The following is a 22,728-nucleotide window of genomic DNA, read 5'->3' as shown; positions in this document are numbered from 1 at the left end:
GTGTCTCCTCTCGGGTCACAGCGCGAAGGATTCGGTGGACGAGGCAGCCGGGTCGCCGGGGCGCACGTGCAGTTCCCCGCGATCCGGGCGGAGCACCACCGCGGCGACGGTCCGGTCGCGACGGATGTCGCCGTCGCCCGCGACGCGCACAGGATCGCGGGACAGCAACGCGAAATGGTCCTCTGTGGACGCTCGCGCCGGCAGTGCTGACAGCCGCTCGACGCAGGCGTCGAGCCGTCGGACGGAGAAGTTGCGCGCGAAGACGGTCAGCTCGTCCCGCGGGACGAGGTCCGGATGCAGGAAATGGTTGGTGTGCGCCACTTCCGCTCCCGCGCTTACCCGGAGATCGTCGTCGGCGATCTCCACCCACGCGGCTGTTTCCTTGTCGCACAGGGTCAGCGACCGTGAGCTGGCGAGCCGCAGGTCACGCACGGCGTCGAGGGCTTCCGTGACACTGTCGCAGGTGTCGAGCAGATGCCGGATCGCGAGGTAGGGCGACGGCCCGTGCCGCCATTTCCCCGCCAGCACCAGATTCAGCCCGACAGCGAGCCCGGCGCTGTTGACCCCGAGATAGCCGAGCAGGCCGCCGAAACTGAGCACCAGCGACCGCCGCGATCCCGCCCGGACGTCGAGCACCGCGATGTGGTCGTCGAGATCGCCGTTGAGGTCGACCGTCTGCGCGAGCACCGGTTCGGATCCTGTCCGGGCGTACGTCGTGCAGTCGCCCATCGTCGGCAGTTTCCGGTAGCCGAGCACCTCACGGCGCATCTGCAGCAGCACCGCTTCGTGGTGGGAGATGCCGGCGCCGTCCGCCAGGCCGCGGATCTCCTCGCCCAGGTCCGGGAGCTGAGCGTCGATCGCATGGGCGTACTCGATGAGGTCCGGGCGTAAAGCGTCGAGGTCCAAAGGGTCGGGTGAGAGCGCGTTGAGCCGGGCGAACCGGTCGCCGAGGAAGGCCCGTAGTTCCTTCCTCAGTGCCTCGCCGTGAGCGCGGCCACGGGTGCGGGGGTCACCGTGGGCACGGACCAAGGGGATGGTCACGAGCCACGCTCCTCGCCCTTCTTGCCCGCCAGCAGGGTGGCCGCCACCTCGGGCCATTCGCCGCGCAGGACGCTGTAGTAGACCGCGTCGCGGCGCCGGTTGCCCGGCATGGGGTTGAAGCTGCGCAGGATGCCCTCCTCGACAGCGCCGATGTTGCGCAGCCCCTGGCGGGCCTGTTTGTTCAGCGCATCGGTCTTGAACTCGACCCGCTCGGCGCCCAGCCGTTCGAAGGCTTCGCGCAGCATGAGGTATTTGGCCCAGTGGTTGACACCCTTGCCGTGGAACTTCGTCCCCAGCCAGGACCAGCCGATCTCGAGCCGCCCCGCGTCCTGGTTGATGCTGCAGAAGCTCATGCTGCCCGCGATCAGCCCGGACGTCCGGTCGGTGATCACGTACACGACCCGGTCGCTGTTGGCCTGGTCGGCGACGGCGGCGTCGAAGAAGGCGTCGAACTGTTCGTCGGTCTCGATGAGCTGGACGAAGTAGCGCCAGATCGCCGGATCCAGTGCCTGCGTGCGCAGCGGTTCGCGATCGGTCTCGGCGATCGGCCGCAGCAGCACGTGCTCGTCGGACAGTTCGACGCGGGCGGCGTCCGCCCAGCGCGGCCCGGTCATCCGGCCACCGCCCCGGCGAGCGCGTCGGTGACGTCGCGGAGAGTCTTCATGGCGGCCACGTCCGGCTCGGTGAACGTCTCCAGCGCGACCCCGGTGTCGTCACAGGCGGACATCAGGAACATCACCTTCTGCATCGAGGTCAGCCCGTAGCCGTCGGCGAGATCACGGTCCGGGTCGAAGTCGGCGGGGTCGACCGGTTTGCTCAGCACGCGGGACAGGTTGTCCCGCACCGCGTCGTCGATGGTGGACAGGTCAGCAGACATGCACGCTCCCTTGGTCGTCGTGGATCTCGTCGTGATAGCGATCGGCGATACGCGACCGCAGTGGCTTGAACTGCGAGGTGAGCAGCCCGTTGGCGGAGCTGAACGGTTCGTCGGCGACGACCACCTTGCGGATCTGCTCGTCGGCGCCGAACGCCGCGTTGGTGCGGGTGAGCTGTTCGGTGATGGCCGCTTCGTCGGCGGGCCGCGAAGCCGGGGACACCACCGCCACCAGATAGCTCTGGGCAGGGCAGAACAGCACGCATTCGGCGATGGCGGGACTGGTGCGCATATGGTCTTCGACCGGGCGCACCACCACCTTCCGACCGTTCTCGAGCACGATCACGTCGTCGGCCCGCCCCTTGATGTAGAGGAAGCCGTCGTCGTCCACTTCCCCAAGATCGCCGGTGCGAACCAGGTCAGGCTCGGGAAACACCCGTTCGGACGCGCCGGGCGGCGCGAACTCGTAGCGGTCGCACACCGGGAACCGGCTGCGGACGCTCACGACGCCGTCATCGCCGATCAGGACTTCTTTGTGCGGGAGCACCTTTCCGACGCTCCCCTGGCGATGCGCGCCGGGGTGGTTCTTGGTCACGACGCAGGTCTCGTTGAGCCCGTAGCCTTCGTAGATGGGCAGTCCCGCGTCGGTGAAGAACCGCAGGACGTCTTCGGCCGCCGGTGCGGAACCGGTCCACAGGTAGCGGACGCGGTCACCGAACACCCGGCGAGCACCGTGGGCCAGCGCCTCCGACGGCGGGGTCTCCGGGCCCGTCCTGGCGACCTGGCGCTCGATGAAGGCCTTGGCGGTGGCGAAGAACCCCGGCACCCCCATCACCACGGTGGGCGCGACCCGCCGCAGCGTGGGGAAAGCGGCCTCATAGGTACTCAAAGTGACGTCATGTCCGTGGCGGAACGCCGAGTAGACCCAGTACCGCTGTTGCAGGACCGCCAGCGGCAGGAAGACGAACAGGTCGTCGTCGGTGCCGTGCCGGAAGATCTCCTGCACGGCGGCGATCCCGGCGTCGATGCTGCCGACCGACGCGGTCATGCCCTTGGGTTCGCCGGTGCTGCCCGACGTGAGCTTCAGGGTCGTGACGTCCTCCGGCTCGTAGCGCACCGGCTTGGGCGCGACGGCGTCCCGGTCCGCGGCCAGGGCCCGGACGTCCGTCAGCGGATGGACCCGGTCGCCTTCCCCGTCGGCGAAGAGCACCGCCAGGCCGTACCGGACGGCCAGCGCCGGATCGGCGTCGAACTTCGCCGGGTCGAACCCCACGGTCACCGCGCCGACGCGCAGGGCGGCGAGGTCCAGCAGTACCCACTCCAGGCAGTTGGGCGCGAGCACGCCGACGCGGTCGCCGCGCCGGACACCGAGGTCGGCGAGGGCGCGGGCGACCCGGCCCGCCATCTCGTACACCTCGCGCAGCTCGAACTCCTCGGTCTTGTCGAGTCTCGCGACCCGCAACCGGTGACCGGGTTCGGGCGGGGCCGCGATGATGGCGTTGAGCAGCCCGTCCGGGATCCTGGTTTCGAGGGTGGTCATCAGCGGTCCCCCTTCCTCTTCGGGGCGGCGACGATCATCGCGGCCATGCGGCGCACGGTGTCCAGTTCGGGCAACCGGTCCAAGGTGAAGCCGACGCCGAACCGTTTGCGGACACCGGCGAGGATCCTGGCCGCGACCAGCGAGTCACCGCCGAGGTCGAACAGGGTCGTGGTGGCGGCGGGCACGCCGGCCTTGAGCACTTCCGCCCACAGGAGCGCGACCTCGTGCTCCAGTTCGGTGTCCGGTGGCGCCTCGACGGCGGCCGCCTGGCCGGGCTTGTGGTCCTGCAGCTTCGCGCGGTCGACCTTTCCGTTGCGGGTCAAGGGAAACGCGTCATGCCAAGAGACCCCGGACGGCACCATGTACTGCGGCAGCACCTCGCGCAGCCGCGCGCCGAGGTCGTGGGCGGTGGGCCGTTCGTCCCCGGTGGGCACGAGATGCGCGACGAGGCGGTCTCCCCGCCCGGCGGACTCGCGGGCCACCACGGCCCGGCGGACCTCGTCCAGTGCGACCAGCCGGGTCTCGACCTCGCCCGCCTCGATGCGATAGCCGTTGACCTTGATCTGGAAGTCCGTACGGCCGAGGATCTCGATCTCACCGGTGGGCAGCCAGCGGCCCAGGTCACCGGTGCGGTAGATCCGTTCGCCGCGGACGGGGTCGTCGGCGAACCGCTCGGCGGTCCGCTCCTCGTCGTTCCAGTAGCCGCGCGCCAGGCCGGTACCCGCCGCGCAGATCTCGCCGGTGACCCAGTCCGGCAGGTCACGGCCCGCCGCGTCGAGCACGTAGGCCCGGTTGTTGGCGTTGGGCCTGCCGTAGGGAATCGACTCCGAGCCGTCCTCGTGAATGCCGACCGGATGCGAGATGTTCCAGATGGTCGTCTCGGTCGGCCCGCCGAGCGAGATCACGTCCAGTCCGGGAAGCGTCGCCCGCAGCGCGGCCGGGAGTGCCGGGGGCAGCCGGTCGCCGCTCATCATGACCAGCCGTAGCGTCTTCAGCGCCTCGGCGCCGTCGGCCTCGGCTTGTTCGAGCAGCAGACCGACGATGGCGGGGACCGAATTCCACACGGTCACGCCCGTCCGGCCGCACAACGACAACCAGTGCCCCGGATCGGCCGCCTGATCGGCGTCCGGCAGCACGACGGCCGCCCCTGCCGACAGCGCGCCGAACACGTCGTAGACCGACAAGTCGAACGAGAACATGCTGATGCCGAAGAACCGGTCACCGGGTCCGACGCCGAACCGGCTGTTGCAGTCGGCCACGACGTTGGCGACCGCGCCGTGGGTGACCATGACGCCTTTGGGCCTGCCGGTGGTGCCGGAGGTGTAGAGCACGTAGGCCAGGTCGTCCGGATGGGCGTCGGGCAGGGGCTCCACGGGTCGCGCGGATTCGGCGGGACGGGTGAGGTCCAGGTCCAGCACGGCGCGCTCGTCATCGGTGTGGCCGGCGTTGGTGAGGACGAACCTGGTACCACCGTCGGCGAGCATGAGCGCACATCGTTCCCCGGGCAGCCCGGCGTCGACAGGCAGGTACGCCCCGCCGGCGAGCACGACGGCGAGGATCCCGGCGACATGCTCGGGACCGCGGGTCATCACCAGCCCGACCGGCTCGTCCCGACGTACCCCCCGGTCCCGCAGCCAGCGCGCCGCCCGCTGGACATGGGCGAGCAGCTCGCGATAGCTGATCTCGGCCGTTCCGGTGATCACCGCGGGGGCGTCCGGAGTGGACTCGGCCTGTGCCAGAAAGCGTTGCGGCAGAACAGGGTCGGGGATCTCGGTCGCGGTCTCGTTGACTTCCGTGCGGCGGGCGCGCTGGTCGTCCGGGCGCAGGTCGAAGATCCGCCGTGACCAGGCGTCAGGTCCGAGCAGTTCACCGAGCAGCCGCCGGCACCCGTCGACGACGGCGTCGACCAGTCCTTCGGGGAACAGTTCGTCGACACTGTCGAACTGCACCACGAGCCCGCCGTGCTGCTCGTAGGGTGACACGTCCAGCCACACCTGCGGGGTCTGGCTCTCGGTGTACACCTCCGGGCCGAACAGGTCCATCGCCGAACCATCGGCGCCGTCGTAGCCGATGGCGCTGTTGAAGGTGTAAGGCATCCGGGCGTCCGTGCCGCCCGTCCTGGCCAGTTCGCGCAGGACGTCGATGCCGGAGAAGTGCCGGTTGTCCAGCGATTCGCGCAGCGACGCCTGAATCGCGCGGGCCCGGTCGGCGAACGCCGCGCCGGCGTCCGGTTCCACCCGCACCAGCATGGTCTCGCCGAAGTTCCCCAGCGCGGTGTGGATCCGCGGGTGGATCGGTGGCCGGTTGGCCACGGTGGTGTTCAGCGTGAACCGTTCCCCCGCGCCCCAGCAGGCCAGCACTTCACTGTAGACGGCCAGCAGCAAGCCGGACGGTGTCAGCCCGTATCCGGCGGCCAGCCCCTTCAGCGAAGTCCATTGTGGACGATCAAGGCGGGCGAATCGCGTGGTGAACCGGGGTTCGGTGATCGAAGACGGACTGGTGCGCAGCGGCAGATCCGGATGCGGTGCGAGGTCGTCCAGGCGCGCCAGCCAGTACTCACGGGACCGCTTCGCCGGTGCGCGGTGGCGGGCTCGTTCCTGGGCGGAGACGAAGTCGGCGAACGCCGCTTCCTCCCCCTCCTCCGCGGGCTCGCCCAGGTACTCGGCGTGCCACTGCCGGAAGAACAGGAAGATGCTGATCGCGTCGAGGATCAGGCCGTCGTGGTCGACATGCAGCAGCATCTCCTCGTCGGAGAGCCAGGTGACCGCGACGGCCAGCAACGGCGCCTCGTCGGCGGGCAGGCTGCGGTGAGCCCGCTCGGCACGCACCGCTTCCCGGTGCTCGTCCTGCTCCTCGGCGGGTTTGCCGCGCAGGTCGTACCGGAGGATCCGGACGGGCACGGAACGCTGCTCGATCTGGGTCCCGTCTTCGGTGAACCGGGTGCGCAGGATGCCGTGTCGCGCCACCACCGTGTTCAACGCGCGTTCCAGCCCGTCGATGTCCCAGCAGCCGGAGATCTCGTGGTAGACGTGACTGGCGGAGCCGATTTCCACCTGCTGGTCGCGGCCGATCAGGTAGCCGCGTTGCAACGCCGTCAGGGGCGTGCCGGGCGGGGTGTCCAGGTACCCGACGAGTCCGGCCTTGTGCGCCTTGATCTTCGCGATCAGATCGGCGTCCATCCGCTCACGCGGGCCCTGCAGTTTCAGGTCGGTCCCCGAGAGGCTCACGGTGAGCCCCCGCGAGCGCAGTTCCCGCACCACCTGGGCTGGGGTTTCCTGTTCGGTCGTCGTCATCGGCCCACCTCCGCGTGCTTGCGCACCACGTCTTCGGGCAGGTCTTTCACCAGTGTGTCGGCGAGCCCGGCGACGTCGCCGCCGTTGAGCAGCGTCTCCAGTGGGACGTCGGCGTCCAGCCGGTCGGTCAACTGGTACTGCAGCGCGACGGCCTGCATGGACTGCATGCCCAGCTCGGTCAGGGAAAGATGCGCCACCGGCTCGTCGGCGGGCAGCCTGAGCACCTCGCGGACCACGCCGGACAGCCAGGGAAGCAGCGGGGATTCGGCTGCGCTTTCCCGTTTCGCGCCGAAGAAGACACGACCGGCGAGGGTGACGGCGGTTCCCGCCGGCACCAGTTCCACGGTGTGCGGCCAGGTGCGTTCCGCGGGCAGCCCCAGTGCGTCCGCCAGGGTGCTCGCGAACCGCGGCATGACCGGCGTGCCGCACGTGGCCAGTAACCGGGCGGCGGCCAGCTCCAGCGCGAGGGCGGTGCGCGCCTCGTCGGCCCAGTCCTCGACGTGCGCGGCGGCCGACTCCGTGGCCGCGAACGCGCGGGTGTCCTCGACCAGGCCCAGCAGTTCGGCGGCGGCGGAGTTCAGGGAGAACCCGTCGGCGCCCAGTGACCGGGTCAGCGCGGCCAGCCGCTCGGTGAGCCGGGCCAGGAACGCGGTGTGCTCCGGGGTCCAGACACCGGCGTCGGGAACCTCGCCGCCGTGAACGCGGGCGAGTCGCTCTCCCAGGTCCGCGAGCCAGCCCTGCCATCGGGCTTCGAGCGTGTCACGGACGAACGTGTCGAACGTGTCGGGGTCGAAGTTGGTGCGCCTGCCCTCCGGGCGGGTGAGCGCCAGGTAGAGCCGGTACGCGTCCGCGGTCTCCGGACCGAGCACGTCACGACCCCAGACCGCGTGGCGGCGGCTGGTGGAGAACTTGCTTTCCTGAAGGAGGTAGAACTCGTTGATGTGGTAGTCGATGTCGGGCGCCCAGTCCGGATGCGCCGCCCGATAGAGCGCCGGCACGACGATCGGGTGGAAGAAGCTCCCATCGGCGCCGAGGAAGTGCACGATCTTCCAGTCGGCGTCCGGCTCGTCGGCACGCCATTCCTCGCCGGTGCGTGCTCCGAGCGCGCCGACACCGTGCAAGATGCTGTAGGCGTAGTCGATCCACGACCAGATCACCTGTCCATCCACTTCGGACTCGGCGGGGGTCAGGCCCCAGTCTGCGGGATGGGTCAGCGGGACTTCGACCGGGCCGCGCGACAGGACCCGTGCGGCCAGTTCCTTCACCGACGACGGCACTCGGCCCGTGCGGTGGTGGTCGCGGACGTAATCGGCGAGTTCGTGCAGGGACAGCTGATAACGGCGCACGGTGCCGCGCCGGGGTGCGGTACCGGACTCCGCCGAGACCGGGTCTCCCAGGTCGGCGACCGAGTTGGGTTCCTTGCAGCCCTCGCAGATGTTGCCGCCGGTGGTCTCCCCGCAAGACGGGCAGCTGCCGCTGACTCCGGATTCGAAGAGGTACCTGCCGGATTCCGGGTCGAACAGCGCGTCGGCCTCGGCCAGCCGGACGGGATCGGACGTGATCAGCTTGCCGAAGAAGCCGCGCAGGCCGTCCGGGTAGGTATCCTCGGCGCTGGTCGCGGTGAACTGGTGGACCTCGATGTCCATGGCCGCGAGGGTTTCGCGGATCCGCCCGCTGTAGTGCGCCGCGGTGTCCAGAGCGGAGCGGCCTTCCTTGGCCCCGGCCGCCTCGACGTAGTTCTGGTAGTCGTCGCTGCCGCAGAGGTGCCAGGCCCGCACCCCGTTCATCCGCTGGAACCGGGTGTAGGCGTCGGCGGCGAAGAACGGCCCGGCCAGATGTCCCAGATGCAGGTCGCCGTTGGGGGTGGGCGCGGACGAGAACACGAAGACCGGGCGCTCCCCGAAGCGGCGGCGCACCGAACGCCCGGCGGCGGCGCTCGCACGGGCGGTGTCACGCCAGAAGAACGACGCCAGCACGAGATCGGTTTCGCCGGTGTTGGTGACGTAGTGGGTTTCGAACGGGTCGAAGCGCACGACGGCTCCGGCCTCGATCCGGTGTTCGGCACCATCGACGACGAGGTCACCTCCGCCGGCGACCAGCACCCATACCTCGGTCTCGTCGTGTTGATGGGTCAGCGACCGCACGCCCGGGGCCACCCGGCCCCAGGACGCGCCAACGCCCAGGTCACCGGCGGCGCCCGGATCCAGTGCGGCGACGTCGATGCCGAACGCGCGGCTCAGCCCTTCGCCGGTGAACGTACTGATCTCCACGATCAACTTCCTCCCGATTCGAGCAGGTCGGCGGCACGTGCGGCGATGGCGGGCGCGAGCCGGTAGCCGGAGCCGTTCGCGGCGCCGGCGAACACGATCCGCCCGTTGCCGAGTGCGCGTACCAAGGGTTCCCCGGTGCCGCTGTAGGCGTCGCAGAAGACCCGGCCGGAGAGGCGGTCCACCGCCATCCCCGGGATGTGACGCCGCAGGATCTCCCGCGCGTCGTCCAGGTGCCGCCCGGTCAGCCCGGCCGACGGCGTGTCCGGGTCGACGTCCCATTCCGGACAGGTGTAGCTGAACAGCCAGTGCCCGCGGCCGGGCAACGGCAACAGGAAGGCGTCCTCTCGTTCGAAGATCACCGCCGCGTCGGCCGGGCCAGGCCGCCCGCCGACGTGCAGCGCGACGATCTTCTTCACCCTGGCCGCCAAGGGAGCGACCAGGGATCGCCACGCGGGAGCTCCCAGCCACGGGCCGGGCGCGAGCACGACCCGGCCCGCGGTCAGTTCCTCACCGGTGCCCAGCCGCAGCCCTACCCCGTCCACGTCCTCGGACACCTCCTCGACCCGGACTGCCTCGCGGACCTCGATCTCGGTGCGCAGGGAGGCGGTCACGGCACGGGTCACGGCGGCCACGTCGGCGTACTGGGCGCCCTGGACGGACCAGGCGGCCGACCCCGCCGGAGGGCGTACCCCGTCCGGCAGGTCATCGGCGGCGGTGAGGCCGGCTTCGGGCAGGTAGTCCGAGCGCAGACGGGGCTCGTCGGCGGCGGTGCCCACCACGCGCATGGCCACGGGGTGGATGGGCAGTCCGGGGTGGCTCCGGCGCAACTCGGTGTAATACCGCTGGCTGAAGCGAGCCATCTCGCGCACCGCCGGGGTGGCGCCACGTGGGGTGTGCAACCCCGCCGACCGCAGCGAGGCGCCGCCGCCGACCAGATCGCGGTCGATCAGCACGACCGAGGCGTCCGGTGCCCGGCGCGCGATCTCGCGAGCGGTGAGGCAGCCGATGATGCCCCCGCCGAGCACGGCGATGTCCGTCCTGGCCGGGGCACTCCGCGGCGAGACGCCGGAGATCCCCGGCGCTGTCACCGCGCTCACGCCTGGTCCAGCAGGTCGGTGGTGTGTTTGCCCGCCCAGTCGATGAACGGTTCCAGCTGTTCGTTGGAGTGCACCCCGAGCAGCCGGTCCCTGATCCGCTGACTGCGCCAGGCGACCAGGCTCAGGTTCGGGTCGGCCAGGCCGCGTTGGTCGCGGGCCCCGTTCTGCAGGAACACGGAGCGGTCACGGGGGCCGTCCCAGCGGATCGCGAAGTCCTTGTCCACGTTGTATTCCTCGCCTTCGCGGGCGAGCTTGTCCTCCAACGGCGACAGGAAGTCCGCCGTCGCCGGGCGATAGCCGGTGGCCCAGACGACGAAGTCGGACTCGACGTGCTCGATCAGGCCGGGGTCGTCGTTTCCCTCGACCGTCAGGTCCCACGCGTCGTGATCGGCTGTCACGCCGGTGACGGTCCGGTTGGGCAAGAGGGCGAAGAGGTCGTCGGCGCCGTCGACGAATCGGCGCGCGTAGCAACGCTGGTAGATCTCCCGCAGGGTGGATTCGGAAATCCCGTCGCTGGTCAGCACGTTCTGCGCGTTGAGCGCCACCCGTGCAGGCCTGTCGAGGTCGAAGAAGTAGTCGGAATAGCTGGGGACGAAGTACTCGTTCGTGAAAGGCGTGTCGTCGATCGGGAAATAGTTGTGCCGCCGCGAAATCCAGATGACGCGGCGGGGAAGTCGTTCGATCGGGCGGGAAATCAGGTCGAGGAAGACTTCGGCGCCGGACTGCCCGCCACCGACCACCGCGACCCGTTTGCCCGCGAAGTCCCGATCACGCGAGACGAAATCGCTCACGTGGAACTGCGATCCGCCCAGTTTTCCGCGAGCCGGTTCAGGCACCCACGGCCGGGTGCCGATCCCCACCACGACGTTGTCCGCCGTGGCCGTCCGCCTACTGGTGCGCACGACGAAAGACGTCCCGTCGAAATCGACCTCACGGACTTCTTCACCGAAGCGGACATTCGTGTTGCCCTGACTCGCCCATTCGAGGTAGTTGCGGAACTCCTGTCGTGGCACAGCGTCGAACTGGGCGTTGATGAAGTGGTAGATCCTGCCCTGATCGTGCAGATAGGACAGGAACGAGAACCGGTTGGTCGGCTCGGACATCGTGACCAGGTCTTTCAACAACGACACCTGCAGTGTCGCCCCCGGAATCTGCTGTCCGTCGTGCCAGCCGAACCGTTCCTCCCTGTCAAGGAAGAGGTTCGCGACCTCGTTCCGGTCGTGCAGCAGGGACGCCAAGCTGAGATTGGCGGGCCCTACGCCGACTCCGAGGCACCTGTAGTGGGCTGTCTCGTGCCCTCGCTGACGCGGCAACGGAGCTGTCACCACTCGCCTCTCCCCTCGTAGGCCGTAGCCGGCTGCCGCCTTGCGGCCGGCTCGTTCTTCTCGCACATCGGGATCCCTTCCCGTACCTCCGCCACTTGTCACGGCCATGCTCGCCCCAGGACGAATCACCCGACGGACGATCGATGCCCGCCAGTGCGATTAATCAGGACTTCAACTCGAGGACACGCCGAATTCGACCTGTCCCCGAAATCCAGCTGAATGCGCTCATTTGAGCGACGTTCCCCAGGCCCCACCACCGCGATTAATCCATCGAGAACCAGGACCGAACACCATCAGCGCCAGGCGCGCACATCCCTATCGACGTCTTCTCCGGTGTCCCCAATGACGCTAGCACGCGATTCACCGACACCGCACGCCAAGCGGTGATTTTCCGTTATTGCACAACGGAAACCCTGCGGAAACGCCCGCTCGCTGCACCGTCCGCCGCCCGCCACGCCGCCACATGGCCGACGATTGCCGCGCCCATTCCGACCACAGTCCGTCCTTTATGGACGAAAAAGCAAAACGCCACACCCGGCATTCGTCTTGCGCCGAACGTGTGAAGATACTTTCCCGGGTTGTCAGTTCCTCACAACCTGACAAGCTGGACCGGTGAGGAAAGCGGAGGAGATCATCGATAGCCTGACAGAAAACCGGATGACGACAATCACGGGACTATCACCGTCCGACCGGGCGGACGCGCTCGGACAAGCGATCCGAGCCGCGGAAAGCGTCATCTCCGACATCACGGTGGTCACGGCAGGCCATCTCCCGGACACGTTTCCGCAGGCTGCCGCCGCGGCGCTGAACGTCGTGGAACGACCCGCCGACCCCCTGTCCGACGCGCTGCGCGCGCGGCTGCGGCAGGGCAACCCCTTGCTCGTCGTCCGAGGGGGCAGGCACGGGAACACGGACATCGCCGGGACGATCGCCGACCTGCTCCGTCATTGCCCTGCCTTGACCGTGCTCGCCGAGGCGCCGGCACCGCTCGGCGTGCCCGGCGAGCAGGTCGTCGCCCTGCCCTCGGCACCCGCTCCTTTCGACGCGGAGAAAGTCGCGCGGGTGGCGAGGTTCTCCCTCCACCGCCGTACCTTCGACACCCGGATGGCCGCGGCGCTGGCCGGGATCAGCCTGGAAGACGCCGAGACCATGCTGACCAGGCTCGCGAGGGAAGGCCTGATCCAGCGGGACGAGGACGGCTGGCGTCTCCCACCGGATGTCGTCGAACTCCTCCCCCGGCCGGAAAGCGAGGCCATGGAACGTCGCGTCCGCTGGGCTTCCCGGGAAGCCGCCGAGCTCCGCACCCTCGTCGAAACCGGCGGCGCCTGGCGTGATCGCTTCGACTTCGTCGCCGACGATCTCCGGGCCACGGTGCGCGACCGGACCGGACCGGACCCGGACGTCCGTCAGCACGGCATCGCCCGCACGCTGGCCGGACTTCTCTACGCGCGGCAACTGCTCGCCGAAGCGCGCATCACCTTCGAACTGGCGGCGACGCTGGCACCCGACGACCGCGCCGCGTCCCGTGACCTGCGCTCGGCCGCCGACGTCGCCATGGCCGAGCACCGGGGCGAGCCGGCGTTCGCGCTGCTCCAGCAGGCCGCGGAACGCGCGGGGCGGGGCGGGGACCAGGCGGGGGCGGCGATCGCTCTCGCGTACGCGGTCTGCGTCGGGAACCGGTTTCCCGCCACGTTCACCGAACTGGTCCCGCATGAACGACTCGTCGAGCTGATGATCGAGGCCGAACGATTCGCGCCGGAGCATGACCCTGTCGCCGAGGCCTATCTCGCGGCCGCGCGTGCCTGGAACGCCACCGGCGAAAAGACCACACCCGACCTGGACCTGACCTCGATCGCGCTGGACGCCGCACGCGTCACCGATCAGCCGGTGCTGATCTCGGCCGCGCTGGACGCGGTGGCCAGTGCCGACGGCGCCGCCGGCCGCTTCGCGCGCGCACACCGTTCATGCGGGGAACGGCTGTCACTTCTGGAAAAGCTTCCCAGGCACGAGCCGAACATCGGTGTCGAGATCGTCGACACGCTGCACGTGGTACCGCTGGTCGCGCTCGCGGCCGGGAGACTTCCGGAGGCGGTACTCGCGGCCGAGGCGTCCTGGAAGGACCCCTTTCGAGGTCTCTACATGCGGGCGGGCAAGTTCGTCGTCCCGCTGCTCCTCACCGGTCACCTCGACAAAGCTCTGGAATACGCGGAGATCTCCTGGGACTCCTGGCAGCGCCTCGACAGGCCACCCGCGCGCTGGATGGCCCCCGCCGCCCTGGCGGCGGGTATGGCGCACGCCCTTCGCGGAAACGTCCCCGAGTACGACGCTTGGGCCGCGCGGGCGCTGATGTTGTCGGAACCCGGTGTGCATAGCGGACTCAGGGAAAGTTTCGAGGCCTTCGTCCTCCCCCGGGTCGCTTTGCACCAGGGCGACGCAGAAGTCGCGATGTCCACATCGCTGACACCGAAAAGTGGCTGGTACGACAGCACCCATCAGTTCTACGACGCCTATGCCTGGGCCGTGGCCGCGGAAAGCGCGGTCGTCGCGGGCGATCCCCGGGCCGGGGAATTGCTGGCAGCCGCGGAACCCGCCGCGGCGGAGAACCTCTGGGCGGCGGCGTGCCTCGCCCGCGCCCGCGGCAGAATGCACGACGACCGCGCGGCGCTGGAAGAGGCCATCATCGGCTGGCAGGCGATCGGTGCCCGTTTCGAACTGGCCTGCACCCTCGACCTGCTCCCGGATCGGCGGGACGAAGCCGCCTCGCGGCTGGCCGCGCTGGGCTGCCGACTCCCCGTCTCGCCGTTATGATCGAAAACCGGGCCGCGAGCGCGGCCGGAGCCAGGATGTCGGAACGCGACGAGAAACGACGGCCCCGGAAGGGCGCGAGGGGACCGAAGCCGGACATGGCCATCACACGCCAGGAAACCGACTACCGAGCGCTCGCCGCGGCAGGCATCACGATCGTTCTGTGGGCGTCGGCGTTCGTGGTGATCCGAGACGCCGGAGAACACATCTCCGCGGGAGCGCTCGCCTTGGGCAGGCTCGCGACCGGAGCGCTGGTGCTGGGCGCGTTCCTGATGGTACGCAAGCAAGGCATCCCGCCCAGAGCGGCATGGCCGGGAATCCTGGTCTCGGGGGTGGCGTGGTTCGGCGTGTACATGGTCGCGCTGAACGCCGGTGAACAACGCATCGACGCGGGTACCGCCTCACTCGTGATCAACCTGGGCCCCATCCTGATGGCGGCGCTGGGAGGCTGGCTGCTCAAGGAGGGTTTCCCGCCACAGCTGATGGTCGGCCTGGCCTTGGGTTTCGCCGGCGCGGTCCTGGTCGGTTTCGCCTCCTCCGATGGCGGAAGCGCGAGTCTGATCGGTGTACTGCTGTGCGGTCTCGCCGCGGTGGGCAGCGCAGTCGGCGTGATCGCTCAGAAACCGGCACTGCGGTACGCGACGGCCTTGCAGGTGACGCTCTTCGGCAACGCGATCGGCGCACTGGTGTGCCTGCCCTTCGCCGGATCGCTGATCCAGGAAGTGGCGGCGGCTCCCCCGAGCGCTCTGCTGGAGATCGTTTATCTGGGCGTGTTCCCGACCGCCCTGGCCTTCTCCACCTGGGCCTACGCGCTCTCCCGGACAACGGCCGGGAAACTCGGCGCCACGACCTACCTGGTCCCGGTACTGGTAGTCCTCATGAGCTGGGTCGTGCTCGACGAGATCCCCGCGGCATTGTCGTTCGCCGGTGGCGCGCTGTGCCTGATCGGCGTGGCGGTGTCCCGACGCACACCCCGAGAAAAGGTGGAAGAAACGTGACCGTGGAAGAGGTTTCTGTCGACGGCTTCGAACGGGTCGTCATCGACCGGGACCCAGCCGGCGAAGCGCGCTCGATCATCGCGGTGCACGACACCCGCCTCGGTCCGGCACTCGGCGGTGTACGGATGCGCCCATACCCGAACGAGAGCGATGCCGTCTCGGAATGTCTCGCGCTCGCACAGGCGATGACGGTGAAAGCCGCCGCGGCCGGACTGGACCTCGGTGGCGGCTGGAGCATCATTCCCGCGGACACTTCCGACAAGACACCGGAACGACTGCTGGCCCACGGACGGGCGATCGCCACGTTCGACGGCCGGTTCATCCCGGTGAACGACGTGGGCACCGACCAAGCCGACCTGCGAGAGATCGGCAAGGTGACTTCGCCGGTATGCGCGCAGGACGATCCGTCACCCTGGACCGCGCTGGGCGTCGCGGCCGGTATCAAGGCCTGCGCCGAGTTTTCCGGCCGCACCGACCTGAAAGGCGCACGAATCGGCGTGCAAGGTGCCGGGCATGTGGGCAGCGCGCTGGTACGACTGCTCGTCCGGGAAGGCGCGGATGTCACAGTGAGCGACGTGGAGGAGGAACGCGCCGTCTCGCTCGCCGCCGAGACCGGTGCGACGGCGGTCGACCCCGACACCTTGCCCACGAGCGAGCTGGACGTTTTCGCGCCTTGCGCACTGGGCGGAGTGGTCACACCGGACGTAGTGCCCGCGCTTCGGTGCCGGATCATCGCCGGCGGCGCCAACAACGTCCTGGCCGTCCCGGAACTCGCGGACGAACTGCGGAAACGGCACATCATCTACGCACCGGATTTCTGTGTGAACTCGGGCGGCGTGATCTTCCTTCAGTCCCAGCTTCGGGGCCATAGTGAGGAAACGGCACGAGACCAGGTTCAGGGAGTCGGCACGACGATCTCCACACTGCTCGCGCGCGCGGAAACCAACAGAGTCACGACGAACCAGGCCGCGAACGATCTCGCTCAAACCCGGCTCGAATCCTCCTGATCGCTTACAGGCCAGACCGGGGCTGAAGCCCGTCACCGCGACGGCGAAAGCTCTCCGGGAACTGTAACCCGCTTGCGTATCAACACGTGTAAGCATCCAGACAGAATAGGAGGATGTTTGATGCGCAAGACAATGGTCGGGATCGCCATCGTCCTCAGTGGACTGGCGGTCGTCAGCAGCGTGACAGGTGGTGGCATCGCGCAAGCGAGTAATCGGAGGTGCGGTCCGGCGGTGAAGACCGACGGCGTCGGCACACTGGGGACTTCGTGGAAACTGAAGTCCCAGTACGACGACGACGGGCCGGTCGGCAATCCGTTGGTCGCGGGCGAGGAGTTCGAGATCGCCACCGCCGCCGGGCAACACTGGTCGGTGTCCTTCGCGGACAACGGTGTCGGGTTCTTCAGCAACCCGGATGACGTCTCCGTGGCAGGCGGGATCAGGGAGGTCCATCCGAACCCTGCCAAGCACAACCAGACCAACCGCATGTCGGTACACGCCAAGCGGTTGGACACCGGTGAGACCGTCGACGGCTTCGTCGACCTGCCCTTCGCCCCGCCTGGCTGCGGCTAGGCCACGACGCCATCATCGTGTCGGGCGTCCATGATCCGGTCGCGGGGTTCCAGCAGGCGTTCGCGCGGCGCCGGCTTGGAACCCTAACGCTCGTCCCTTGCGATCGAGGGACCGTTGGCGACCCTCACAGCCGCTTCTCACACCGGCCGTTGGGGCACCAGGACCTCGACGTGCCCCGCGTTCTCCCGGACCTCCAGCCGGGGCAACGACGGCGGCGCCAAGGGCAACTGGTGGAACACGACCGCGCCGTCCACAGCGAACGCCGTCCGGTGGCACGGGCAGTTCAGCCGCAGGGTCGCGATGTCCAACGCGAGTCTGCACCCCAGGTGCGTGCAGATCCCGGACACGGCGTGCACCTCGCCACCGGCCCGTCGCACGAACCCGGTGACCGTGCCGAAGTCGAACGGCCGCACCGCGCCCTCCACCAACTCGGTGGACGACACCACAGCCTGCCACTGACCATCGTGGGGCACGAGGGTCGCCTCGGGCTTGGACGGAGACGGTCGGAGCAGGTGATCCACGGTCACACCCACCGCGGCGGCGGCCGCGGCCACCGAGGTGGCCTGGACGAACCTGCGGCGGTTGTCGACCTTCGGTTTGCCGTCCGCCTCGGCCGCGAGCCGGGCGCCGAGTTCGGCCACGAACGCCTCGTCCGGTCGGTCGCCGCCGGACCGGGCCGAATTGAGCAGGATCGCCGTGCGAATGTCGGCCGCGTCGTCCTCGGTGATCCGGGCACGGCGGACCCGTCGCCGGGCGAGCATGTCCTCGACGAACTTCCGTGCCGGGCTCACGTCCGCATCCTCTCCGCCACCGCCGTCGCCTGGCGTAAGGCTCTGTGCTGCAACACTTTCGCGTTGCCGACACTGACCCCCAGCTCCACCGCGGCCTCCTTGATGGAGCAGCCGTCCAGGAAGCGCAGCCGCAGGATGCGCCGGTACCGGTCGGGCAGCTCGGCCAGGATCCGGTTCACCTCGGATTCCCCGGTGTCATCCAGGGGCCGGTCGTCGGTCGGCAGATCGACGTCCTGTTCCTCGTGCAAAGTGGTGATCTCGTGGCCAAGTGTGCGCCGCCAGAACGTGGCCAGAACCGTACGTGCGGTCGCCAGCAGGTATGCGCGAACCTCGCCCACGCTCGCTGAGGCACGCATGGGCCGCAAAGCGGTCATGAACACCTCCGTGGTGAGATCCTCGGCATCCGGGCGATTGCCCACTTTCGCGTACATCAACCGGTAGACGCGCTCGACGTTGTCCCGGTAGATGGCATCCCAGTCTGGATATGCGTCCATCTCGACTACACGCAGGCGCGGTGAATCGTGCTCGGCGTCTGCGGACGCGTCGCGCCGGGCACGGAACCGTTGAGCCACGTGTCACCCTCCCAACCCTCGCCCATGGATACGCGGCCGGGTTACACGTAACCTCCGCCCGTATCCCCTTGCGTGACCACACCACTTTCCCGCAGGCGCTTTCTCGTCATCGGCGGCACGACCGCCGCGCTGGCCGTCACCGGCCTTCCCGCCCTCGCCGAACCGGCCACCAGCACGCCGGTCATCGCTTGGAACCGCACATTGCTGCGGATTGTCCGGATTCCCGGGGCACATCCGCCGACCGTGCATCCCACGCGCAGTTTCGCCATGATGCACGCGGCCGTGCACGACGCCGTGTCCGCCACCCGGTCGCAAGCGGCCGCCGCGTCCCAAGCAGCGCACGACGTGCTGGTGAGCCTGTATCCGGCGATGGCCGCGGACTTCGCTGCCCAACTGGCCGGTGAACTGGCCACTGCTCACGACCCGGCGCCCGGAATCCGCGTCGGCAAGCGAGCCGCCCAGCAGGTCCTCCGAGCACGCGCCGATGACGGCTCCACGGCCACCCCACCCGCTATCCCACCGGCCACCGAACCAGGCCAGTACCGCCCCACCCCGCCCGGGTTCGCGCCGGCGGTGTTCACCCACTGGTCCGCCGTGCGGCCGTTCGTGCTGGTCCGGGCCGGTGTTTTCCGGCCCGGCCGGTACCCGGACCTCACGAGCGCGCGGTACGCGACCGCCGCGAACGAAGTCGCCTCGCTGGGACAGGACACCAGCACAACCCGGACCGCCGACCAGACCGTGCAGGCGAAGTTCTGGGCCGCGCCGATCTGGAACCTCTGGAACGAGATCGCCCAGTCCGCGCTGGCCACCGCCTCCACGGCGAGAGCCGCGCAGGTGTTCGCCCGGCTCAACCTCGCGTTCGCCGACGCCGTGATCGCCTTCTACGACGCCAAATACCACTATCGTCTCTGGCGGCCGATCACCGCGGTCCGGTTGGCCGACACCGACGGCAATCCGGCGACCACGGCCGACCCGGCCTGGAACAGCCTGGCGACCACCCCGGCAGATCCGGCGTACCCGGGTGCGCACAGCGTGATCTCCCAAGCCGGCGCGACGATCCTGCGACACGAACTCGGCTCTCACCAAGTGCTGTCGGTGACGTCCGATGCGTTGCCGGGGACCGTCCGGCACTTCCAGACGTTCCAGCAGGCGGCCGACGAGGCCGGGGAAAGCCGGATCTTCGCCGGCGTGCACAGCCGCCTCGATCACGTCTCGGGCCAACGTATCGGATCGGACGTGGCCCGCGTCGTGTTCCTGAACGTGCACCGCTAACTGGACGCGGCATCCCGGCGACCACGAGCAGAACCGCAGTGCCGAACAGCGACCTGAAGGCGGTCAGCCAGGAGGGCCCGCTGCGGTTCGACGGCGCTGTCAGGTAAACCGGCAATCCGCGAAGACGGAGCACTGATGTGGCCGGGTGGGCGGCCAGGTCACCGCTGGGCGCGTCCTCTCCCACTCCGTGCTGGTCATTCGACGAGCCGTGCCGCTTCGTCGGCAGACGTCGCAGCGGTCACGAGATGCGGACGACCGGTGATCGGATGCGGCACGATCACGCTGCGCACACCGAACACTTCCGCCACGCGCCCCGGTTCCAGCACCTCGTCAGGTACTCCCGCGGAGACCACCCGTCCTGCCTGAAGCAGAACCAGACGATCACAATACGTCGTCGCGTGATCGAGATCGTGCAACGCGACCACGGTGGTCAGTCCGAGCTCGCGGACGAGATCCAGTAGCCCCAGCTGCGCGCCGATGTCGAGGTGGTTGGTCGGTTCGTCGAGCAGCAGCACCGGCGTCTTCTGCGCCAGGGCCCGTGCGACCAGAACACGTTGCCGCTCACCGCCGGAAAGCCGCGCGAACACCCTTCGTGCGGCCCAGGCCATGCCGACGCGTTCCAGTGCCTCGTGCACGATGTCGCGGTCTCCGGCATTGTCCCGTTCCAACATCCCCTTATGCGGCGTCCGTCCCATAAAGACGGTCTCTTCGACGGAGAACCCGTTGTCGAGATCATGATCCTGGACGACGACCGCGGCCCGCCGACCCGCCTCCCGGGCCGTGCCGCGCCAGACGTCGGACTCTCCGATGTGGACGGACCCGCCGACCGGTTTGAGCGCACGGTAGACACAGCGCAGCAACGTGCTCTTACCCGATCCGTTGGGCCCGATGAGCCCCGTGACGGTCCCGCTCTCGACCTCGACATTCACCTCCCCGAGAATCGGGATGTCGTCGATGACCACGCGGACGTCGTTGATCTTGATCCTCACCGCAGTGCTCTCCTCCGGCCACGCAACAACATCAGGAAGAACGGCGCGCCGAGCGCTGCGGTGAAGATGCCGATCGGCATCTCGTTCGGCCTGTTCACCGTGCGGGTCGCGAGATCCACCAACACCAGGAACACCGCGCCGCCCAGCAGCGACACAGGGACCACCTTGCGATGGTCCGGGCCCACCACGAGGCGCACGGCGTGCGGGACCACCAACCCCACGAAACCGATGCCACCGGCGACACTCACCACGGTCGCCGTGAGCAGGGACGCCGCCACCAGCAACAAGATCCGCAAACGGTTGACGTCGACGCCCAGCCCGGCCGCGGTGTCCTCACCGGTCGCGAGCGCGTTCATCGTCCGCCCCCGGCTCATCAACCACAGTCCGGTCAGCACGGTCGCGGCCGCCGGGATCGCGAGGTCCGCCCAGGACGCTCCGGCCACCGAGCCAAGCAGCCAGAACATGACACCGCGCAGTTCGGAAGGGTCGACCAGCAACTGCATCAACCCGGTACCCGCCATCCCGAGGTAGGCGACGGCGACCCCCGCGAGGACGAGGCTGGTGCCGACCAGCCTGCCGCCACGTTGCGCCATGGCGAACACCACGAACAAGCTCAGCGAGGAGCCCACGAACGCGCCGCCCGCCACACCGATCGAGGCCGCGATCCCGGTCGTCATCACCACGACGGCGCCCAGCGACGCGCCCGCCGTCACGCCGAAGGTGTACGGGTCCGCCAGCGGATTCCGGACCAGGGTCTGCAGGCACAGGCCCGCCAAACTCAACCCGGCGCCCGCCACCGCCGCGAGCAGCACCCGCGGGATACGGAAGGTCCACACGATCTGATCGGTCAACGGGTCCAGCCCGGCGGTGTCACCGGTGAGATGAGCCCACACCACGGCGACGACCCTGTCGATCGGGACGTCGACCGTCCCGACACCGACCGAGAAGGCGACCGCCACCGCGAGCGCGACCACCAGCCCGGCGATCAGAATGGCGAAACCCTTGCCCTGGACCAGATGAGGACGGCGTTGCTCAACGCGCGGCATCGGCGATCTTCCGGATCGCGATCGCGTTGAGCGGGCCCAGATAGAAGCTGTCGGAGACGCTGGTGAAGGTCTTGGTCTTCGACGCCTGCCAGTAAGGGAACTTCGCGAACAGGTCCTGAGCCATGACATCGGGTTTTTCGCCTGGCTGGAACAGCCCGACGACCAGGACGTCGACCTGAGCGGAGGCGAGCGCCTCGGCGTTGATCTCGGCGAGCTGAGTGTTCGTCTTGCCCGCGAACGGGTTCACTCCACCGGCACGATTCACGATGTCGTCGAAGATCCCGCCACCGAACACCGCGGGCAGCCCGTTGTTGTTCATCATCGACATCCCCGGGTAGACGACCAGGACATGCTTACGTTCCTTGCCCGCCACCTCCTTCTGGATGGCGGCGATGTCGGCACGGGCCTTGTTCACGTAGTCGACGGCCCGCTGCTGGACGTCGAAGATCTCACCCAGGCTCAACATCAGCTCGTACGACGATTCGACCGATTGCTTCTCGTACCGTTCCTTGTCTTCCGGCCGGGCGTCGGGATCACCGTTGGCGCAGTTGGACGGGGTGACGAAGCTCTTGATCCCGGCCGCGTCCAGCTGATCGCGCGTGATCGAGCCGATCTTGTCGTCGAACCCTCCTGCCCACGTGGAGATCACCAGATCCGGCTTGAGCGCGAGAACCTGCTCGCGGGGAACCTCGAAGTTCTCGTTGAGCTTCAGGTCCGCCCTCGGGAGCGCCTTGATCTTGTCCACGAAAGCCGGGTAGTCCGACACCTCATAGGACTGACTGTTGGCCAGGACGTGATCCTGAAGACCCAGCACCACGAAGCTCTCCACCTCGGCCACCGACGTGCCGTTGAGCAGCACCACCCGCTTCGGCGGCGCGTCGAACGTGACCTTCCGCCCGCAATTGTCGATCGTGAGCGGATACGCGGTGGGCTTGGCCACAGCGGGCGGCGGCGCGCTGGTCGCGGTCTGCCGGCCGGCCGTCGTCGAGTCGCCAATGCCGCAAGCCGCTGTCACCGCGAGCATCACGCCGGCCATGAGCACGCGCACCGTCACGCGTCCGGCGCGACGGGCACCGTAAAAGGAGGACATGACCCAAAAGTCGTGCGGGCGGGCGGAAAAGTTCCCCCGATTTTGTGATCGACCCGTCTCAGGGCCCCTTGTGGTCAACGATGGACACACAGGCCCACCCCGGGAATTATAGGATCTTTGTGGCGTTCGCGTGGGTCTGCTGTGGATC

At 68.7% G+C, this 22,728-nt stretch carries 18 protein-coding genes; 5 read left to right on the top strand and 13 right to left on the bottom strand.

Annotated features, from left to right (window positions below; genetic code table 11):
- Positions 1 to 15: 15 nt before the first annotated feature.
- The 8 genes from ACZ6YV_RS15040 to ACZ6YV_RS15005 are packed head-to-tail and all read right to left on the bottom strand — an operon-like array spanning position 16 to position 11,440.
- On the bottom strand, positions 16 to 1,041 hold the full coding sequence (locus tag ACZ6YV_RS15040; RefSeq protein WP_465510130.1) for a C45 family autoproteolytic acyltransferase/hydolase: 1,026 nt from the start codon (positions 1,039 to 1,041) through the stop codon (positions 16 to 18).
- Entirely contained in the window at positions 1,038 to 1,655 is a 618-nt protein-coding gene (locus ACZ6YV_RS15035; protein WP_465510129.1) for a GNAT family N-acetyltransferase, read from the bottom strand. The genes ACZ6YV_RS15040 and ACZ6YV_RS15035 overlap by 4 nt, the downstream gene beginning before the upstream one ends.
- Positions 1,652 to 1,918 (bottom strand): acyl carrier protein, encoded by a 267-nt coding sequence (locus ACZ6YV_RS15030; RefSeq protein WP_378237232.1) that lies wholly within the window; start codon positions 1,916 to 1,918, stop codon positions 1,652 to 1,654. Before ACZ6YV_RS15030 ends, ACZ6YV_RS15035 begins: the two co-directional genes overlap by 4 nt.
- The gene (locus tag ACZ6YV_RS15025) at positions 1,908 to 3,455 is read right to left on the bottom strand and encodes an AMP-binding protein (protein ID WP_465510128.1); all 1,548 of its coding nucleotides are present in this window, start codon (positions 3,453 to 3,455) and stop codon (positions 1,908 to 1,910) included. The genes ACZ6YV_RS15030 and ACZ6YV_RS15025 overlap by 11 nt, the downstream gene beginning before the upstream one ends.
- Positions 3,455 to 6,748: a non-ribosomal peptide synthetase gene (locus tag ACZ6YV_RS15020; protein WP_465510127.1), complete on the bottom strand. Its 3,294-nt coding sequence runs from the start codon at positions 6,746 to 6,748 to the stop codon at positions 3,455 to 3,457. Before ACZ6YV_RS15020 ends, ACZ6YV_RS15025 begins: the two co-directional genes overlap by 1 nt.
- Positions 6,745 to 9,018, bottom strand: a complete 2,274-nt coding sequence (locus ACZ6YV_RS15015) for a class I tRNA ligase family protein (RefSeq protein ID WP_465510126.1) — start codon at positions 9,016 to 9,018, stop codon at positions 6,745 to 6,747. The genes ACZ6YV_RS15020 and ACZ6YV_RS15015 overlap by 4 nt, the downstream gene beginning before the upstream one ends.
- Positions 9,019 to 9,020: 2 nt before the next feature.
- Complete coding sequence (locus ACZ6YV_RS15010; RefSeq protein WP_465510125.1) at positions 9,021 to 10,115, bottom strand: NAD(P)/FAD-dependent oxidoreductase; 1,095 nt, start codon at positions 10,113 to 10,115, stop codon at positions 9,021 to 9,023.
- On the bottom strand, positions 10,112 to 11,440 hold the full coding sequence (locus ACZ6YV_RS15005; RefSeq protein ID WP_465510124.1) for a lysine N(6)-hydroxylase/L-ornithine N(5)-oxygenase family protein: 1,329 nt from the start codon (positions 11,438 to 11,440) through the stop codon (positions 10,112 to 10,114). The genes ACZ6YV_RS15010 and ACZ6YV_RS15005 overlap by 4 nt, the downstream gene beginning before the upstream one ends.
- A gap of 657 nt (positions 11,441 to 12,097) precedes the next feature.
- Between ACZ6YV_RS15005 and ACZ6YV_RS15000 the strand changes: the two genes are divergently transcribed.
- The 4 genes from ACZ6YV_RS15000 to ACZ6YV_RS14985 all read left to right on the top strand — a co-directional run bounded on the left by ACZ6YV_RS15000 (position 12,098) and on the right by ACZ6YV_RS14985 (position 16,820).
- Positions 12,098 to 14,248, top strand: coding sequence for a hypothetical protein (locus ACZ6YV_RS15000; RefSeq protein WP_465510123.1), 2,151 nt, complete (start codon positions 12,098 to 12,100; stop codon positions 14,246 to 14,248).
- A gap of 95 nt (positions 14,249 to 14,343) precedes the next feature.
- Positions 14,344 to 15,243, top strand: a complete 900-nt coding sequence (locus ACZ6YV_RS14995; RefSeq protein ID WP_465510122.1) for a DMT family transporter — start codon at positions 14,344 to 14,346, stop codon at positions 15,241 to 15,243.
- On the top strand, positions 15,240 to 16,250 hold the full coding sequence (locus ACZ6YV_RS14990) for a Glu/Leu/Phe/Val dehydrogenase family protein (protein WP_465510121.1): 1,011 nt from the start codon (positions 15,240 to 15,242) through the stop codon (positions 16,248 to 16,250). Before ACZ6YV_RS14995 ends, ACZ6YV_RS14990 begins: the two co-directional genes overlap by 4 nt.
- A gap of 120 nt (positions 16,251 to 16,370) precedes the next feature.
- Positions 16,371 to 16,820, top strand: a complete 450-nt coding sequence (locus tag ACZ6YV_RS14985) for a hypothetical protein (protein ID WP_465510120.1) — start codon at positions 16,371 to 16,373, stop codon at positions 16,818 to 16,820.
- Positions 16,821 to 16,957: 137 nt separating this feature from the next.
- On the opposite strand, the gene ACZ6YV_RS14980 is transcribed toward ACZ6YV_RS14985, so the two are convergent.
- Together ACZ6YV_RS14980 and ACZ6YV_RS14975 are read right to left on the bottom strand one after the other, a co-directional pair.
- Complete coding sequence (locus ACZ6YV_RS14980) at positions 16,958 to 17,611, bottom strand: QcrA and Rieske domain-containing protein (protein ID WP_465510119.1); 654 nt, start codon at positions 17,609 to 17,611, stop codon at positions 16,958 to 16,960.
- Positions 17,608 to 18,105, bottom strand: a complete 498-nt coding sequence (locus ACZ6YV_RS14975; RefSeq protein ID WP_465510194.1) for an RNA polymerase sigma factor — start codon at positions 18,103 to 18,105, stop codon at positions 17,608 to 17,610. The genes ACZ6YV_RS14980 and ACZ6YV_RS14975 overlap by 4 nt, the downstream gene beginning before the upstream one ends.
- A gap of 150 nt (positions 18,106 to 18,255) precedes the next feature.
- On the opposite strand from ACZ6YV_RS14975, the gene ACZ6YV_RS14970 reads away from it, so the two are divergent.
- On the top strand, positions 18,256 to 19,455 hold the full coding sequence (locus ACZ6YV_RS14970; RefSeq protein ID WP_465510118.1) for a vanadium-dependent haloperoxidase: 1,200 nt from the start codon (positions 18,256 to 18,258) through the stop codon (positions 19,453 to 19,455).
- A gap of 194 nt (positions 19,456 to 19,649) precedes the next feature.
- On the opposite strand, the gene ACZ6YV_RS14965 is transcribed toward ACZ6YV_RS14970, so the two are convergent.
- From ACZ6YV_RS14965 to ACZ6YV_RS14955, 3 genes are read right to left on the bottom strand one after another with little or no spacing between them, the layout of a single operon-like run.
- A complete protein-coding gene (locus tag ACZ6YV_RS14965) occupies positions 19,650 to 20,444 on the bottom strand; it encodes an ABC transporter ATP-binding protein (RefSeq protein ID WP_465510117.1) in 795 nt (264 codons plus the stop codon).
- Complete coding sequence (locus ACZ6YV_RS14960; protein ID WP_465510116.1) at positions 20,441 to 21,490, bottom strand: FecCD family ABC transporter permease; 1,050 nt, start codon at positions 21,488 to 21,490, stop codon at positions 20,441 to 20,443. Before ACZ6YV_RS14960 ends, ACZ6YV_RS14965 begins: the two co-directional genes overlap by 4 nt.
- Entirely contained in the window at positions 21,477 to 22,580 is a 1,104-nt protein-coding gene (locus ACZ6YV_RS14955) for an ABC transporter substrate-binding protein (protein ID WP_465510115.1), read from the bottom strand. The genes ACZ6YV_RS14960 and ACZ6YV_RS14955 overlap by 14 nt, the downstream gene beginning before the upstream one ends.
- Between the last annotated feature and the right edge of the window lie 148 nt (positions 22,581 to 22,728).

The organism is Amycolatopsis sp. NPDC102522, from assembly GCF_055584485.1.
Note: the sequence above shows the minus strand (reverse complement) of the source record. Positions and strands in the feature narration are given on the sequence as shown.

Excerpts from the sequence above, each read along its gene's own strand:
- ACZ6YV_RS15020 (WP_465510127.1), bottom strand. The coding sequence starts at position 6,748 with ATGACGACGACCGAACAGGAAACCCCAGCCCAGGTGGTGCGGGAACTG.
- ACZ6YV_RS15030 (WP_378237232.1), bottom strand. The coding sequence starts at position 1,918 with ATGTCTGCTGACCTGTCCACCATCGACGACGCGGTGCGGGACAACCTG.
- ACZ6YV_RS14985 (WP_465510120.1), top strand. The coding sequence starts at position 16,371 with ATGCGCAAGACAATGGTCGGGATCGCCATCGTCCTCAGTGGACTGGCG.
- ACZ6YV_RS15000 (WP_465510123.1), top strand. The coding sequence starts at position 12,098 with ATGACGACAATCACGGGACTATCACCGTCCGACCGGGCGGACGCGCTC.
- ACZ6YV_RS14955 (WP_465510115.1), bottom strand. The coding sequence starts at position 22,580 with ATGTCCTCCTTTTACGGTGCCCGTCGCGCCGGACGCGTGACGGTGCGC.
- ACZ6YV_RS15035 (WP_465510129.1), bottom strand. The coding sequence starts at position 1,655 with ATGACCGGGCCGCGCTGGGCGGACGCCGCCCGCGTCGAACTGTCCGAC.
- ACZ6YV_RS14975 (WP_465510194.1), bottom strand. The coding sequence starts at position 18,105 with ATGGACGCATATCCAGACTGGGATGCCATCTACCGGGACAACGTCGAG.
- ACZ6YV_RS15025 (WP_465510128.1), bottom strand. The coding sequence starts at position 3,455 with ATGACCACCCTCGAAACCAGGATCCCGGACGGGCTGCTCAACGCCATC.
- ACZ6YV_RS14960 (WP_465510116.1), bottom strand. The coding sequence starts at position 21,490 with ATGCCGCGCGTTGAGCAACGCCGTCCTCATCTGGTCCAGGGCAAGGGT.
- ACZ6YV_RS14995 (WP_465510122.1), top strand. The coding sequence starts at position 14,344 with ATGGCCATCACACGCCAGGAAACCGACTACCGAGCGCTCGCCGCGGCA.